Source organism: Parvimonas micra, from assembly GCF_037482165.1.
GTDB lineage: Bacteria > Bacillota > Clostridia > Tissierellales > Peptoniphilaceae > Parvimonas.
Genome location: NZ_CP148048.1, coordinates 1,174,057 through 1,190,173 on the forward strand (window position 1 = coordinate 1,174,057; position 16,117 = coordinate 1,190,173).

Below are 16,117 nucleotides of genomic sequence, written 5' to 3' on the forward strand. Positions count from 1 at the left end.
ATTTACTCCATAAACAATACAATATTTCCGGTTTCAATTGTCTTTTTTATGTCTATAATTCTTTGGTTTGAAGAACCTCGAAATTTCAAAGTTAAGTCTTTTAATCTATAATCAAATCTTCCATCAACTAAAACATCACATTCTTTTAAAAGCTCAAATCTGTCATCATCTTCAAGAATTTCCTCAAAGGTATATCCCGAATAAATCCAAATATTTTTATTTACACTTTTTTTTATATCCCTTACAATTTCAAGGAGTTCTTTTGCGTTTTGCATTGGTTCTCCACCAAGCAAGGTAAGACCCGCTACATTTTTATCACGCAAATAGTCTATGACTAAATTGGTAGTTTCTTTAGTCCAAAGCTCTCCAAAATTGAAATCCATATATTTTTTATTAAAACAATCTTTACAATTATGTGTACAGCCAGTTACGAAAATACTAGTTCTGATACCAACTCCATTTGCAACATCATAAGATCTTATCTGACCATATCTCATTTTAATCCCTCACTATATATGAAGAACTCTTGCCTTTATTTCTTTTGTTCTTCCTTCATTCCAGAAGTTTTCTCCAAGATAACCACAAGTTCTTCTAGTTACATTCATTTTTTGCTTATCTTTATTATGACATTGAGGACATTCCCATTCATTATATTCGTTTATGATTATTTCTCCATCAAATCCGCAAACATGGCAATAATCTGATTTTGTATTAAATTCAGCATATTGAATATTATCATAGATAAACCTAATCATTTGTTCAACAGCTTCAACATTATGGTTCATATTAGGAATTTCCGCATAGGAAATACAACCTCCTGTTGACAATTTTTGGAAATCTTCTTCAAATCTGAATTTATCAAAAACTGAAATATTTTCCCTAACATCAACATGATAACTATTTGTATAATATCCCTTATCTGTTATATCCTTTATTTCTCCATATTTCTTTCTATCTATAGAACAGAATCTGTGAGTTAAACTTTCAGCAGGAGTTCCATATAATGAAAATGTCATTCCTGTTTCTTCACTCCAACTGTCAGCCGCTTCTTTTATTTTTCTCATAACTTTAAGAGCAAATTCTTTTCCTTCTTCAGTTGTATGACTAACGCCTTTTACACACATAGTAGCTTCATATAATCCAATATATCCTACAGAAAGAGTTGAATATCCGTTTTCAAGGTATTTTTTAATACTTTCACCTTTTTTAAGTCTAGCAATTGCTCCATATTGCCAATGAATAGGAGAATTATCGCTCTTTACATTTTGAAGAAGTGAATTTCTGAATAAAAGTGCTTTTTTTACAATTTCAAGTCTTTTATCCAACATTTCAAAGAAACCTTCTTCATTTCCCGTATTTAAAATTCCTATTTGTGGTAAATTCAAACTTACTACACCTTGATTAAATCTACCTTCAAATTTATAGTTTCCATTTTCATCTTTATAAGGCGCTAAGAACGATCTACAACCCATAGGTCCGAATACATTTCCTTCATAATGTTCTCTAAGTTTTTTAGCAGAGATATAATCAGGATACATTCTCTTTGCAGTACATTTTGCAGCAAGTTTTGTTAAATAATAGTACTTACTATCTTCTCTTACATTGTTTTCATCTAAAACATAAATCAATTTAGGGAAAGCAGGTGTGATATAAACACCTTTTTCGTTTTTAATTCCTTCTAATCTTTGTTTTATTATTTCCTCAACAATTTGCGCAACTTCATCTTCATATTCAAAACCATCTTCAACATACATAAAAAGAGTAACAAAAGGACTTTGTCCATTTGTAGTCATCAAAGTATTTATTTGGTATTGAATAGTTTGAATACCTGCTTCCAATTCTTTCTTAGTCATTGCTCTTGCAATATTTTCAATGTCTTTTTCATCAGTTAAAATTTCTTTTGCAAGTTTTAAATGTTTTTCATAGCTCCTTCTTAGATACTTTCCTAGATGAGCAACATTTAAGCTTTGACCACCAAATTGACCTGATGCTACTTGTGCAATTATTTGAGTCATAACTGTACAAGCAACTTGGAAAGACTTTGGAGTTTCAACCATTTTACCATTAATTACTGTTCCATTATCAAGCATATCTCCAATATTAACTAGACAGCAATTAAACATAGGTTGAATTAAATAGTCCATATCGTGAAGATGTATAGCTCCTTCGTCATGAGCCTGAACAATATCCACAGGAATTAACATTCTTCTTGCTATATCCTTTGAAACTTCTCCGGCAATCAAATCTCTTTGAGTTGATGCAAGAATAGCATTTTTATTTGAATTTTCATTTATAACATCCAAATTTGTCTTATCCAGAAGACCTAAAATACTTTCGTCAGTAGTATTTTTAAGTCTTTTAAAAGTTTGCACAGCCTTATAGTTTTCATAAGCTCTGGCGGTTGCAGGATTTCCATATTTAATTAAGCTGTAGTAAACATGATCTTCTATATCATATATACTCATCTTCTTTCCGATTGTTGTTGCAAAAGTTTCTATCTCTGATGCAATCTTTTCTGCCAATCCTTCTTCGTATACTCCTGTACTACTATGCATAGCTTTATTTATCGCTATTGCAATTTTATTAGCATCAAAATCTACTTCTTGACCATTTCTTTTTATAACTTTAATCATATACTACCTCCAAAAATACTTCGTAAATGCTCGATAGTAAGATTATATCATCAACAATATATATTGTCAACAAACTATATAGCTACTATATATAGTATATTTACCCATTTTTTCTTCTGAAATCCATTGTAATTATTTTTATATCAATAAGTAGAACAAAAAAATTTTAAATTTTTTAAAAAAATTTTTTAAACAATAAGAACCCCACCCTTCCACGATGCTTCGCATCGGGTGGGTTCCCGGGAACCTTGTTGTTTCACAATAAAAAACTGATATGAATTTCTTAATTCATATCAGCTTCTATATATTCTATTTCATTTTCATTACTTTTTATTGTCTTAATCCCAAAAACAAAATATATGACATGGAAAACCCAAACTATTCCTAATATAATTCGTCCAATTTTTGTATTTTTCATAAAATAAAATCCAATTCCCATTGTCAAGGTGAAAAATATTATAATCTTTACTTTCTGTCTTAGTGGAAGTCCTTTTCTATTTGCAATTTTTTCTATATTATTTTTGTATAGTTTGGTTCCAACAAACCAAGTATGCAATTTCTCAGAACTTCTTGCAAAACAAAATAATGTTACAATATAAAATGGAAACGTAGGCAATATTGGTAAGAAAGCACCAATAGTTCCTATTGCAAAAAATATCAGTCCTATTATAATCCAAGTATATTTTACAAATTTAATTTTCATATATTACCCCTCATATTTTTAGTATGATGATAACATATTTCATCTTAATCTGCAAGGCTATATTTTAAAGCATTTACCATTTTCTACTCTATACACAATATCTGAAAATGATACAGTACTCATTCTGTGAGAGATCAAAAATACCATTCCCTTACAATTTTCTTTAATCAAATTCAAAATTATTGATTCATTTAAAGTATCTAAATTGCTTGTAGGCTCATCAAAAATATAAACATCAGCCCTCTTTAATAATGCTCTCATAAGTTCAAGTCTTTGCATTTCTCCACTTGAAAAAATAATTTTTTCAGAATTTATTTTAGTATCAAGTCCATTTTCAGTTGATAAAATTACATCCTTTAATCTACATTTTTCAGCAATTTCTAAAATTTCTTCATCAGTAATCTTATCATTTCCTAAAACTAAATTTTCTCTGATTGTTTGAGAAAAAATTTGTGGAAATTGAGGAATATAAGCAATTTTTTCTTGTAGTTTTCTACTATCTATTTTTAAAATATCTTCCTCATTTAGAAATATTTTTCCTGATTTTGCCATATACCATTTCATAACCATTTTCATCAATGTACTTTTCCCTGATCCACTCTCGCCGACAAGACCTACAATTTTTTCATCTTCAAAAAGCAAATTCAAATTTTCAAAAATCATCTTATCTCTCTTAGGATAAGAGAAATCAACATTTTCAAATTTTATTTCATTTATTTTTTCAATTTCTTTACTTCCGTCATTTCCAAGTGGTTCATTTTCATCTAATAAACTAAAAGTTTGTTTTGCTGCTTGTAATGCACGTCCAAGTCCTAAAGGAAGTCTGCTAAGTTCTAAAAATGGAGCAAATGATGAACTAAAAACTACCAATGTAATTACTGCACCTTTTACACTAATTACATTTTTATTTACAAGTATAAAATCTACAAAAGCAAAGGCTAAAACTCCGAAACCTATTGTTAAAAAACTGTATGAAAATTGTAAGAAATTTAATTTTGCAACATTTCTTTCTTTTTTATTTACAATTCGACTTTCTTTTGATAAGTTTTTAAATCTTTCTTTTTCAACTCCAAGTTGAAGTAAATCTTTCATACCTCTTAAACTTTCCAAAAAATATGAAGTATATGATTTTCTATATTTTTGTTGAACTTCAAGATGTGGTTTTAATTTGTTTGAAAATATATTAGGTATAATAACAGCAAGTGTAAAATACACTATAACTGCAATTAAAGCTAAAAGTATATTATATTGTAAATAATAAATAATTAAAATTATTGAAACAATAGTCCCTGTTGTAATAGGTGCTAAAGTATGAGCAAAGAAAACTTCTAAAGCTTCAACATCTTCGCCTATTAGTTTCAACAAAGCTCCACTATCTTGAGAATCAAGTTTTGATGGAGCAAGTCGTCTAAGTTTTGAAAAAATTTCTCTTCTAAAATCTGCCAAAACTTTAAACGCAACGTAATGTCCGAAATAATGTTCTCCATATCTGAAAAGCCCTCTTGAAATTGCAAGAACAACTAAAATTATTAAAGATATTATTTTTAACTTTTCCCCATTAACCGCATCAAATCCTAATGAAATAATTTTTGCAGGAATATATACAGTAATTAAAAATCCAAAAACTGCAAAAAATACAGCTAACAAAATTACCGGGAGTAATTTTTTCATAAAATTTATAAGTCTAGCTACTAATCTTAAACTATCTTTCATTTAAAATTTCCTCCATTTCATTTTGTTTATCCAATAACATCTTATATTCATAATTTGAATTATATAAATCTTCCGGTTTTCCAAAATCCCAACTTTTTTCTTTCCTCATAAATAAAACAAAATCTGCTTTATTAACTTGCTTCATCTTATGAGAAATAAACATAACAATAGAATTTTTAGAAATCATTTTGATTAAATCCAAAATTGCTATTTCGTTTTCGGTATCAACACTTGATGTCATTTCATCAAAAATGTAAATTTTCCTATCTGCTAGCAAACTTCTAACACAAATTATCTGTTGCCTTTGCCCCGGAGAAATCAATCTTCCATTTTCTCCGATAATTGTATTAAAACCGTCAGGCAAAGTCTTTACAAATTTTAAAATATTTTTCTCCTCAATCCATTCTAAAATTTCGTGTTCAGATAATTTTGTAGCTTTTTTCAAATTATCCATAATGCTTTCATTAAAGACATAAGAATCTGGAGATACATAAAAACCTAATGCATTTATATCTGACTTTGAAAAATCTCTTAAAGATTTTCCGTCTATCAAAATCTCACCGGAATAATTCTCAAGATTTTTAAACAAAATTTTTGCAAATGTGCTCTTTCCAAGTCCGCTTTCTCCTGCTATTGCAAACAAATTACCTTTAGTGATACTTAAATTAATATTATTTAAAACCTTTCTATCGTCATACGAAAAAGATAAATTTTTAAATTCAATATTATCTATACTTTCTAAATTGATATTTGAAACTTCTGTTTTATTTTCATCCTTTACACTATCTAAAAAAGTAAAAATCCTATCTGCCATTTTAGTATTCATCATAAGTAAATGCATACAATATCCCAATTCTCTAATTGGAGTAAAAAATTCAGTTGCAATCAAAACAAAGAATATAAAATTAAAAATTGACATATTGCCTTTTGAAACTGAAAGAACCGCTAAAAATCCTGAAATTGCAATTCCAAGATACATAACTCCGTCCATATATCCTACTGATTGAAGTTGAAATTTCAAAAGTTCCATAGTGGAAAGTCTAAAGTTTTCAGCAGATTCATTAAATTTCTTCTCATAAATAGCATCTGCACTATAAGAATAAAGAGTATTCAATCCCTTTAAATCATCCATAAACAAATTACTTACATCCATATAAGTTGACCAATAATGTTGCATAATTTTTGCTGAACGCTTTTGTATTAACACTATTGAAACAGGAATAAAAGGAATACTAACTAAAAAGACCAAACCACCCAAAGGATAGATAAAAGCTGCAATCAATAAAATTGTTGCACAATTAAAATATGTTCTTAAAGTTGTTGTCAAATAATTACTGTAAAAAGTATCTAAACTGTCAATCCCTTGAGATGCAACTGTAAGTACATCTGCTGTTGAATAGCCTTTAAAAACTTCCTCATTACCTTTGGAAAAGGCATCAAAAAATTTAACTTTTAAATTATTTCTTGCATACTGAGATGCAACACCTTGATATCTCTTAGCAAAAATAGAAATCCAAAAACCAAATATATTTAATCCGATTGTAATTACAACATAAGCAAAAAGATTAAAATCTATTTTATTATATAAATTAGAAAATCCCTTTGCTATAAATCCAAAAGAAATAATTCTCATCAAGAACTGAATCCAAGACAAAAAAGAAGCTATATAGACAAATCTCATTCTATCTCCTAACTCTTTTTTTAATCTATTTTTTAATTCTTTTCGTCTTTCGCGACTTATTTTTTGTTTTTGAATTTTTGTACTGAAATCACTATCCATAAAAACTCCTTTTACAATTTAATACTAACTATTTATATGGTACCCAATTAAATAAAAAAACAAGATACAATCAATTAGAAAAAATACCACATATTGTGGTATTAAAAATATTATTTTATTTTTCTAACTTCTTCTACAACTCTATTAATTACATCTTCAGAAGACATTTCAACATTTTCCATCTCTTTTCTAGTTGAAAATTCAATTATATTTTCGTTAGCTTTTTTACCAACAGTTATTCTTAAAGGAATACCAATTAAATCTCTATCATTAAATTTGACGCCTATTCTTTCCTTTCTATCATCAAGCATTACTTCAACACCTTGAGCTTCCAATTCATCATGGATTTTTTCACCAAGCTTCATTTGTTCTTCATCATTAATATTTACAACTGTAACTATTGCATGATATGGTGCAACTTGGATTGGCCAAATAATTCCTTTTTCATCATTATTTTGTTCAATAATCGCAGTAATGCTTCTTGTAATTCCTATTCCATGACTTCCCATCCAGAAATATTGACTAACTCCATTTTCGTCCAAGAAAGTCGCATTTAAAGCCTTAGAATATTTTGTTCCAAGTTGGAAGATATTTCCAACTTCTATCCCTCTTGCAAATTTCAAAGGATGTCCACTTATAGGACAAACATCTCCCTCTTGAACCATAAGTAAATCTTCTGCAATTTCTCCATCAAAATCTCTTCCAAAATTACAATTTATATAGTGATGATTTTCCTTATTCCCACCAACTACAGTATTTTTCATAAGAGTAACTCTCTTATCTAAAATCTTTCTTGCTTTCAAGTTTACTGGTCCTGTGTATCCAGCTGATGATCCAATTTTTAAAATTGTTTCTTCATCCATCATTTCAATTTCATGTTCTGGAACACCAAGATAAGCACAAAGTTTTGTCATATTAAGCTCTCTATCTCCTGGAACAAATACTATAATAGGTTCTCCTGCTACAATTAAATCTATCGCCTTAATACATTTTGATGCATCTTGTTTTAAAAAGTTTGCAACATCTTCTATTGTCTTGCAATTTGGAGTATAAACCAATTCAAGTTCCTCTTCATCTCCACTTTCGTCAACTTTGTAAATGACTTCTGCTTTTTCGTCTGTAGCAGCATATCCACTTTCATCACAATAGCAAATAACTCCTTCTCCAACATCAGAAAGAGCAATAAATTCATGTGAGCTGTTACCTCCCATTGCTCCTGCATCTCCGGCAACAATTTTATAATTAAGTCCTAATCTATTAAATACTTTTTCATATGCTTTCCACATTTCTTTATAAGATTCCATCATCATTTCAGGGCTTACATCAAAAGTATAAGCATCTTTCATTGAAAATTCTCTGGCTCTGTTTATACCAAAACGTGGTCTTTTTTCATCTCGATATTTTGTTTGAATTTGATAAATATTTAAAGGTAATTGTTTATAGCTTTTAATTTCTCCACTTATCAAAGTTGTAAAATATTCTTCAGCAGTAGGTCCAAGACAGAATTCTCTTTCATTTCTATCCTTAACTTTAAACATTTCTGGTCCAAAAGTTTGCCATCTTCCAGATTCTTCCCATATTTCTTTTGGTTGAAGTGCAGACATTAAAATTTCATATCCACCCATTCTGTCCATTTCTTCTCTTACAATATTTTCTACTTTTCTAATTGCTCTGTAACCAAGAGGAAGATAGGAGTAAATTCCTGCAGCACTCTTTCTAATCATTCCTGCTCTTAAAAGCAATTTATGACTTATAATTTCTGCCTCTTGTGGATCTTCCCTAAGTGTTGGCATATAGTATCTTTTCATTTTCATAATAAATTTCCTCCGTAATTATAAATTAATTTTTGTGATGATTTTTATAAAATAACTTCTATAATAAAAAAACGGCAATCATCTCCAAGAGACGAAAGCCGTGGTACCACTCTAATTTATACTCAAAAGCTATAAGGCACAACCCTGTATTTTGAATACAAGCTCCAAGATAGGTTCAATTATCTGCATAAAAGTTTTTCACCAAACAACTTCTCTCTAAATATACATAAATAATTTACTATTTCTTATCATCACTAAATATCTAATGAATAAATTATATTAGATTTAGTAAAAAAAGTCAACTGTAAAAAATTATATTCTAAATAATACGCTTCTACTTACACAATATTTTACATCGGGTGAGTTACTGATAATCTTATTATTTCACAAAAAAAGGTTGAGTATAAACTCAACCTAAATTTTTTTATTATTATTTATTGCAACATGGTTTAGAAGCTCTTAAGAACCAAACATTCTTTTCTAGCTCTCCAATTTGATCTTCTAACATTGAAACAATTATGAAATCTCCATCATTATCAGCTTCTTCTCTAATTTTAGTAGCTTCTTCTTTAAGAGCAGCTAAATCATTCATAACTATTTCGTTAACTTCATCAACTGTTACTTTCTTAGATTCTAATTCTTTAACAGTAGCATTAGCAACATATTCTTTTAATGATGCAAATGGGAATCCACCTCTCATTTTAATTGCTTCAGCAACTTCATCATACCATTCGAAGAATTTATCATATAACCCTTCTGTGAAAATATGTGTTTGATAGAAATTTCTTCCTTCTACATTCCAATGCAAATTATGCAATTTAGTTGTCATAACTGCGATGTTTGATAAATAAACATTTAAACTTTTAAAATCTTTCATTTTTCATTCCTCCTATTATTTTATCATTCACAACCATTATATACCCAAATATTTTAAAAATAAAGTTTTTTTATAATTTTTTTTATTTTTTTGAGAATATATGATTAGAATCACATTTATTTTTTAATCTTTGCTCCACTGTATTCAATACTCTTATTTACGAGAACATCCAAAGCATCAATCGTATTTATATTTTTACATATATCCAAAAGACTAAGTTCAGTACAAGCTATTATTCCAATAGTTTCGTTATCACAGTATTTATTTAGAATTTCTACAAATTCTTTATTCTCTAAATTATTTGTTTCTTTAATCTTGTAAATAATATCCATAACAGTTTTCTTATCTTCTATGGACAATTCTTTTACTTCTATTCCATTTTCTTCTGCATATTTATTATAAACTTTTGAATTTAGTGTTCCAAGTGTTCCAAAGACTGCGACTTTTTTTATTCCTCTTCTTTTTATTTCTAAAATTGTTTCTTCAATCATATTTATAATTTTTAAATTTGCGAAGTTTTTAAATTCATCATAAAAATAATGACTTGTATTACAAGGAATAGCAACTACATCTACACCAATTTTATTCAGAATTTCCAAATCTTTCTTAATTTCATTTAAAAATTCAGTATCTTTATTTTCTATAATACATCTTGTTCTATCAGGCATTGTTGAATGATTTAACACTATTAAATCAATATGTTCATTGTCATTATGCGCCTCAGTATTTAAAACGACTTTATCGTAGAACTTAACAGTTGCTAAAGGTCCCATACCTCCGATAACTCCTAATTTGTACACTATTTCCTCCTAAATATTTTTCTAAAAACTTTTCCCAATAGAATTTTATTAAAGAAAAACCAAGGTTTTAAATCATCAGTAGCAAAAATTGCAGGAGCCCATTTGCTTGAAAATGAAATCTTTAAAGATTTCAAAATTCCAACTTGTTTTGTTTTCTTATAACGCCAAATTGCAACCATATCTTCAAAACCATAAATAAAAGCATAATTTGTATCGTAATCAACATACTTACAATCACTTTCTTTTAAATTTCCAGTTAAATCAAGATATGCAATATAAGGCATATTAATTCCAACTTTATAAATCAAATTGTTAAAATTAGTAGTCCTTGCATTTATTTCTATCAGATAGATTTCTCCCGTTTTTTCATGTCTTTTATATTCTATTTCACCAAAACCTCTATATCCTATATTTTCTAGGAAAGGCTTTGACATATCAATTAATTTTTGATTGTACTTTTGAATTGTAAAACAAGATGCTCCAAAGTTTATCGGCCATTGTCTTTGTTTTTGAGCAGTCATATAATGAGTAGTTTTTCCATTTTTATCAATATAAAAATCATAAGTCAACATACAATCGTCAAAACCCGGAACAATTTCTTGAATAAAGATTTCTATATTATTGTCTTTCGATTTTTTTATTCCATTTTCCATTTCTTCAACATTATTACAGATAAAAACTTTATTTCTAAAAATCTTAGTAAATTCTACAGTATCAACAGGCTTGATGATACAAGGAAATCCTACTTCATTTTTTACTTTTTCAACTAAATTTTCGTCATTTGCATTAATTGTTGCCGGAATTTTAACTCCATTTTCTTTTGCAATATCATATAAAGTCCATTTATCCAATAATTTTGAATTAAGTCCTTTAGCTTGACTGATTAAATAATATTTTTCCAATTCATCATAATATTCATCTATAAATTCAACATATTTATCATGTGTTGGGAGTAAAACAGGTTTTTCTTCTTGTTTTTTTCCATATTCTATCAATCCTACAAAAGCCTCTTCTCCAAATTTATTCAAATCATCAATTTTTAAAAATTCAGAAATGTATTTAGACTTTGCTCCATAGGAATTATCAAAGTCATAATCACAAGCTACAACATGAACTCCTTCACGTCCTAAGCATCTTATTATGCTAAGTCCTATATAGTAATTACAACCTAAAACAACAGCTTTGTTCATTCTTTTACCTCTTAATTAAAATATTGTTCATACCATTTTAAAAATGTATAAATAGTATAAATCTTACGACCATTATTGTTTTTATTATTAAAGTGATCATCAAGAAGTGAATTGATTTTTTCCACATCAAAAAATTCACTTACAAAATCCTTATTGAAAGTTTCTTTAACAATATTATAATATTTTTCTTCCTTAATCCATAAAACAAAAGGAACAACAAAACCTAACTTTCTTCTCTTAGCCCAATCATCAGGCAATTTGTTCAAAGCAGCTTTTCTAAAAGCATATTTTGTTATTTCATTATGAACTTTATGTCTTACAGGAATTGTTCTTGCAAGTTCCCACATCTTTTTATCTAAAAGTGGAACTCTAAGCTCAATAGAATTTGCCATAGTCATCTTATCTGCTTTAAGCAAAATATCGTCAACTATCCACATTTTCATATCAAGATATAATCTCTTAGAAACATCATCCATATCTTTAACTTCATCATAATATTTTTTAGTTAAATCTCTTGATGTTTCAGAATTTTGATATTTTTCTTTTAAAAGTAAATTAGCTTGTTCATCAGACATTATTTCTGCAGGTCCAATATATCTATCTTCAACCTTTCGACCATACTTCATTATAATAGTCTTTCCACTAAAATGCTTTTTATCTTTGTACTTGTTATATAACTTATTTCTTAAACTAAATGGTAATTTTTTGTAAATTCTTTGTGGAAGAGCCTCTGCATATTCATTATATCCTGCAAATAATTCATCAGCTCCTTCTCCTGACAAAACTACCTTAACTTGTTCAGATGCAAGTTTTGACAAGAAATATAGAGCAACAGAAGAAAGATTTGCATGTGGCTCATCTGAATAATATTGCACTTTATTTATTCCGTCAAAAAACTCATCAGGCGTTATTATTTTTGAAAAATTTTCAATTCCTAATCTATCTGAAAGATCTTTTGCATAAACTGTTTCATCAAAGCCTTTATTATCAAAACCTACCGAAAAAGTTTTGTTAGGCATAGCTGTTGCAACAACATAACTTGAGTCAACACCGCCTGACAAGAAAGAGCCAACTTCAACATCACTTATCTTGTGATATTTAACTGATTCTTCAACTTCTTTTTCTATCTTACTTACAGCTTCATCAAAAGTCATTTCCTTATAATCAAGAGTTAAATCGTAATAACTCTTGATTTCAAGTTTCCCATTTTCAAAAATATAATAATGTCCTGGTCTAAGTTTCTTTACACCTTTGAAAAATGTTTCTTCTAAAGGATTGTATTGAAAAACTAAATAATGCTTTAATGCTTTTTCATTAATTTCTTTTTTAAACTTTGGATATTTTAAGAATGACTTAACTTCTGAACCAAAAATAAAATCTCCATCAATCATTGTATAATAATATGGTTTTATTCCAAAATGATCTCTTGCTCCAAAAAGTCTCTCTTTCTTACTATCCCAAATAGTAAAAGCAAACATTCCTCTTAATTTAGCTAAAATTCCTTCTTCACCATATTCTTCATATCCATGTAAAATAACTTCAGTATCAGTATTAGTTTTAAATTTATATCCCTTTTCTAACAAATCATCCTTAATTTCTTGATAATTATAAATTTCTCCATTAAAAATAATAGCCACATCATTATTTTCATTCAAAATCGGCTGAGAGCCTTCGTGTAAATCAATTATACTAAGTCTTCTAAACCCAAAATTAATTCCTTTATCAAAATAATATCCGTCACTATCTGGACCACGATGGATAATTTGATTATTCATCTCTTTTATTATATTTTCACCTTTTATATCTTTACTGTAAAATCCTACAAATCCACACATAATTTCTCCTTAAATACTACTTAAAAGAATTAACAAATTATTAATTAATTATATCATATAGAACAATTTATTTCTATTTTTTTAAAATTTCCTTAACTGTATCTATCTCACTATAAGGAAAATATTCATCACCAATTACTTGATATGGCTCTGCACCCTTTCCTGCAAGTAATACAATATCATTTTCTTTTGCTATTTCAAAAGCATATTCTATTGCTTCTTTTCTATCTTCAACAACAGTATAATTACCCTTATCACATTCGGAAACCAATTCTCTTACAATTTTACTAATTGATTCATGTCTAGGATTATCTGCTGTAAATACAACTTCATCAGAATTTTCTAAGGCTATTTTCCCTAAATCAGGTCTCATACTGGAATCTCTATTACCACCACTATGACCTATCATAGTAATAATCCTATTATGAGGAACCTTATTCAAAGTTTCAAGAACATTTATAAGTCCATCTGGAGTATGAGCAAAATCAATTATTATTCTGTAATTTCTATTTGATTCTACTATTTCCATTCTACCACTTACACCTGCAAAACTCTTTAAAGCCTCTAATATATCTGAGATTGAAATTCCCTTTACATATCCTGCACAAATTGCAGCCAACACATTATATACATTAAAAACTCCAACTAAATTAGTTTCAACTCTATATACTTCATCTAAAAAATGTAAATCAAATCTCATTTTCCAATCATCAAATGAAATATTATCAGCAAAAAAATCAGCGTTTTTATCATTTATTCCATAAGTAATAATTTCTGATGGAATATGTTCAGCAAATCTTTTTGAATATTCGTCATCACTATTTAAAATAGCTGTTTTTAACTTTCCATTCTTTAAATTATGACCTAATTGTGTAAATAAAAGCTCCTTTGTATTTGCATAATTTTCCATTGTCTTGTGTAATTCTAAATGTTCATGTGACAAATTAGTAAAAATTGCACAGTCAAAATCACAACCTAAAACTCTATCTAAAGCCAGTGCATGTGATGAAACTTCCATTACACAACATTTGCAATTTTCAACTACCATTTCATTTAAAAAACCTTGCAAATCAACAGAAATAGGAGTTGTATTTTTAGTAGGGATTACTTTATTTCCTATTTTATGATGTATTGTTCCTATTAATCCTGTTTTCATATTACAAGTTTCAAAAATATGATTAATTAAATAACTTGTAGTTGTCTTTCCATTAGTTCCAGTTATTCCAACCATAAATAGTTTTTCGCTTGGACATTTATATAGCACATTAGCTAGAAGTCCCATAACTTTTAGTGTATCTTTAACATAAACAACTGGAACATCTCCTGACTTGTCAGATACATCCTTTGATGCTATCAATAATTTTGCACCATTTTTTACAGCACTCTCAACAAATGAATGTCCATCTACAGTATTACCTTCTATGCAAATAAAAGCAGTATTCTCTTTTATATTTCTATTATCTTGAGAAATGTATTCTATATTTATATTTTCAATATTTCCGCAAATCTTTTTTACCTTTAAATAAGATAACAATTCATTAGCTAACATATCTTACTCCTATCTATAAAACTCCAATTAACACTCTAATTATTTTATTATTCTTTACATAAACAAAAAAGGTCTCATAAGAGACCTTGGAGGCGACATCCAGATTTGAACTGGAGATGAAGGTGTTGCAGACCTCTGCCTTACCACTTGGCTATGTCGCCAAATCGAAATGGAGCGGAAGACGAGATTCGAACTCGCGACCCTCGCCTTGGCAAGGCGATGCTCTACCACTGAGCCACTCCCGCAAATGGTGCCCAGAGGCGGAATCGAACCACCGACACGAGGATTTTCAGTCCTCTGCTCTACCGACTGAGCTATCTGGGCATATAGTATTCAATTTTTTCAAAATTTTTAGAATTTTAAACTTGCTTTTATTTCAATTTTTAGATAGCTCATTCTCTCGTGCTTCGCACTAGACTAAGATATTGCCTAAAAACAACTTCGTTGTTTTTGCCACTCTCTTATACCGACTTTCACTATCTGGGCATAATATTTAATTTTTTCAAAATTTTTAGAATTTTATACTTGCTTTTATTTCAATTCTTAGATAGCTCATTCTCTCGTGCTTCGCACTAGACTAAGATATTAACTCAAAATATCTTCGATTTCATCTCCATATTTTGGTTACTCTCTTATACCGACTTTCACTATCTGGGCATAATATTTAATTTTTTTAAACCATTATGTTCTTTAATATTTCTTTTATATCAATTTTTAGATAGCTCATTCTCTCGTGCTTCGCACTAGACTAAGATATTGCCTAAAAACAACTTCGTTGTTTTTGCCACTCTCTTATACCAACTCTCACTATCTGGGCATATAATATTCAATTTTTTCAAACTTTTATATTTTTTAATATATCTTTTATATCAATTCTCGGATAGCTCATTCTCTCGTGCTTCGCACTAGACTAAGATATTGCCTAAAAACAACTTCGTTGTTTTTGCCACTCTCTTATACCGACTTTCACTATCTGGGCACACAACTTTCTAGGTATCTTCTAACGACCTAAAAAATTAATTGGTGCACCTTCAGGGGTTCGAACCCTGGACACCCTGATTAAGAGTCAGGTGCTCTGCCAGCTGAGCTAAAGGTGCATATTTGATACCTAAATAGTATAAATCATTTATTTTAATTTGTCAAGTACTTTACAATATTTTTTATAGGACAAAGCTCTACTTTCTTGATATTTTTAATTAGTCATTTTTATATAACACTTTCAA

The 16,117-nt window shown here is 28.7% G+C and carries 11 protein-coding genes, 4 tRNA genes and 1 other annotated feature; all 15 genes read right to left on the reverse strand.

Annotated elements, in window-relative coordinates:
- Nucleotides 1-2: 2 nt before the first annotated feature.
- The 15 genes from nrdG to WFJ11_RS05745 all read right to left on the reverse strand — a co-directional run bounded on the left by nrdG (nucleotide 3) and on the right by WFJ11_RS05745 (nucleotide 15,991).
- Nucleotides 3-497 (reverse strand): anaerobic ribonucleoside-triphosphate reductase activating protein, encoded by a 495-nt coding sequence (gene nrdG, locus WFJ11_RS05675; RefSeq protein WP_338817117.1) that lies wholly within the window; start codon nucleotides 495-497, stop codon nucleotides 3-5.
- Between the two features lie 12 nt (nucleotides 498-509).
- Nucleotides 510-2,633 (reverse strand): anaerobic ribonucleoside-triphosphate reductase, encoded by a 2,124-nt coding sequence (nrdD, locus tag WFJ11_RS05680; protein WP_269720959.1) that lies wholly within the window; start codon nucleotides 2,631-2,633, stop codon nucleotides 510-512.
- Nucleotides 2,634-2,916: 283 nt separating this feature from the next.
- Complete coding sequence (locus WFJ11_RS05685; RefSeq protein WP_041953603.1) at nucleotides 2,917-3,336, reverse strand: YbaN family protein; 420 nt, start codon at nucleotides 3,334-3,336, stop codon at nucleotides 2,917-2,919.
- A 57-nt stretch (nucleotides 3,337-3,393) separates the two neighbouring features.
- Complete coding sequence (locus WFJ11_RS05690) at nucleotides 3,394-5,049, reverse strand: ABC transporter ATP-binding protein (protein WP_338817120.1); 1,656 nt, start codon at nucleotides 5,047-5,049, stop codon at nucleotides 3,394-3,396.
- Nucleotides 5,039-6,829: an ABC transporter ATP-binding protein/permease gene (locus WFJ11_RS05695; protein WP_338817121.1), complete on the reverse strand. Its 1,791-nt coding sequence runs from the start codon at nucleotides 6,827-6,829 to the stop codon at nucleotides 5,039-5,041. Before WFJ11_RS05695 ends, WFJ11_RS05690 begins: the two co-directional genes overlap by 11 nt.
- Before the next feature lie 110 nt (nucleotides 6,830-6,939).
- Nucleotides 6,940-8,643 carry a proline--tRNA ligase gene (locus WFJ11_RS05700; protein WP_338817122.1) on the reverse strand — a complete coding sequence of 568 codons (1,704 nt, stop codon included), beginning with the start codon at nucleotides 8,641-8,643 and terminating at the stop codon, nucleotides 6,940-6,942.
- A gap of 84 nt (nucleotides 8,644-8,727) precedes the next feature.
- Nucleotides 8,728-8,904, reverse strand: a binding site (T-box leader).
- A gap of 169 nt (nucleotides 8,905-9,073) precedes the next feature.
- A complete protein-coding gene (locus tag WFJ11_RS05705; protein ID WP_338817123.1) occupies nucleotides 9,074-9,520 on the reverse strand; it encodes a DNA starvation/stationary phase protection protein in 447 nt (148 codons plus the stop codon).
- A 116-nt stretch (nucleotides 9,521-9,636) separates the two neighbouring features.
- The gene (locus WFJ11_RS05710; RefSeq protein ID WP_338817124.1) at nucleotides 9,637-10,320 is read right to left on the reverse strand and encodes an aspartate/glutamate racemase family protein; all 684 of its coding nucleotides are present in this window, start codon (nucleotides 10,318-10,320) and stop codon (nucleotides 9,637-9,639) included.
- Nucleotides 10,320-11,510: a D-alanine--D-alanine ligase gene (locus WFJ11_RS05715; protein WP_338817126.1), complete on the reverse strand. Its 1,191-nt coding sequence runs from the start codon at nucleotides 11,508-11,510 to the stop codon at nucleotides 10,320-10,322. Before WFJ11_RS05715 ends, WFJ11_RS05710 begins: the two co-directional genes overlap by 1 nt.
- Nucleotides 11,511-11,521: 11 nt before the next feature.
- Nucleotides 11,522-13,345 carry an asparagine synthase (glutamine-hydrolyzing) gene (gene asnB, locus WFJ11_RS05720; RefSeq protein WP_338817127.1) on the reverse strand — a complete coding sequence of 608 codons (1,824 nt, stop codon included), beginning with the start codon at nucleotides 13,343-13,345 and terminating at the stop codon, nucleotides 11,522-11,524.
- Nucleotides 13,346-13,418: 73 nt separating this feature from the next.
- On the reverse strand, nucleotides 13,419-14,894 hold the full coding sequence (locus WFJ11_RS05725; protein WP_338817128.1) for a UDP-N-acetylmuramoyl-L-alanyl-D-glutamate--2,6-diaminopimelate ligase: 1,476 nt from the start codon (nucleotides 14,892-14,894) through the stop codon (nucleotides 13,419-13,421).
- 87 nt (nucleotides 14,895-14,981) lie between these two features.
- A tRNA-Cys gene (locus WFJ11_RS05730) sits at nucleotides 14,982-15,055 on the reverse strand.
- Between the two features lie 9 nt (nucleotides 15,056-15,064).
- Nucleotides 15,065-15,139, reverse strand: a tRNA-Gly gene (locus WFJ11_RS05735).
- A gap of 3 nt (nucleotides 15,140-15,142) precedes the next feature.
- Nucleotides 15,143-15,218: transfer RNA gene (locus WFJ11_RS05740), tRNA-Phe, on the reverse strand.
- A 697-nt stretch (nucleotides 15,219-15,915) separates the two neighbouring features.
- Nucleotides 15,916-15,991, reverse strand: a tRNA-Lys gene (locus tag WFJ11_RS05745).
- Nucleotides 15,992-16,117 lie beyond the last annotated feature (126 nt).

Bases quoted from the DNA above. Each gene is read 5' to 3' on its own strand.
- WFJ11_RS05725 (WP_338817128.1), bottom strand. From the start codon at position 14,894: ATGTTAGCTAATGAATTGTTATCTTATTTAAAGGTAAAAAAGATTTGC.
- WFJ11_RS05705 (WP_338817123.1), bottom strand. From the start codon at position 9,520: ATGAAAGATTTTAAAAGTTTAAATGTTTATTTATCAAACATCGCAGTT.
- WFJ11_RS05700 (WP_338817122.1), bottom strand. From the start codon at position 8,643: ATGAAAATGAAAAGATACTATATGCCAACACTTAGGGAAGATCCACAA.
- WFJ11_RS05695 (WP_338817121.1), bottom strand. From the start codon at position 6,829: ATGGATAGTGATTTCAGTACAAAAATTCAAAAACAAAAAATAAGTCGC.
- WFJ11_RS05685 (WP_041953603.1), bottom strand. From the start codon at position 3,336: ATGAAAATTAAATTTGTAAAATATACTTGGATTATAATAGGACTGATA.
- WFJ11_RS05715 (WP_338817126.1), bottom strand. From the start codon at position 11,510: ATGAACAAAGCTGTTGTTTTAGGTTGTAATTACTATATAGGACTTAGC.
- asnB (WP_338817127.1), bottom strand. From the start codon at position 13,345: ATGTGTGGATTTGTAGGATTTTACAGTAAAGATATAAAAGGTGAAAAT.
- WFJ11_RS05690 (WP_338817120.1), bottom strand. From the start codon at position 5,049: ATGAAAGATAGTTTAAGATTAGTAGCTAGACTTATAAATTTTATGAAA.
- nrdD (WP_269720959.1), bottom strand. From the start codon at position 2,633: ATGATTAAAGTTATAAAAAGAAATGGTCAAGAAGTAGATTTTGATGCT.
- nrdG (WP_338817117.1), bottom strand. From the start codon at position 497: ATGAGATATGGTCAGATAAGATCTTATGATGTTGCAAATGGAGTTGGT.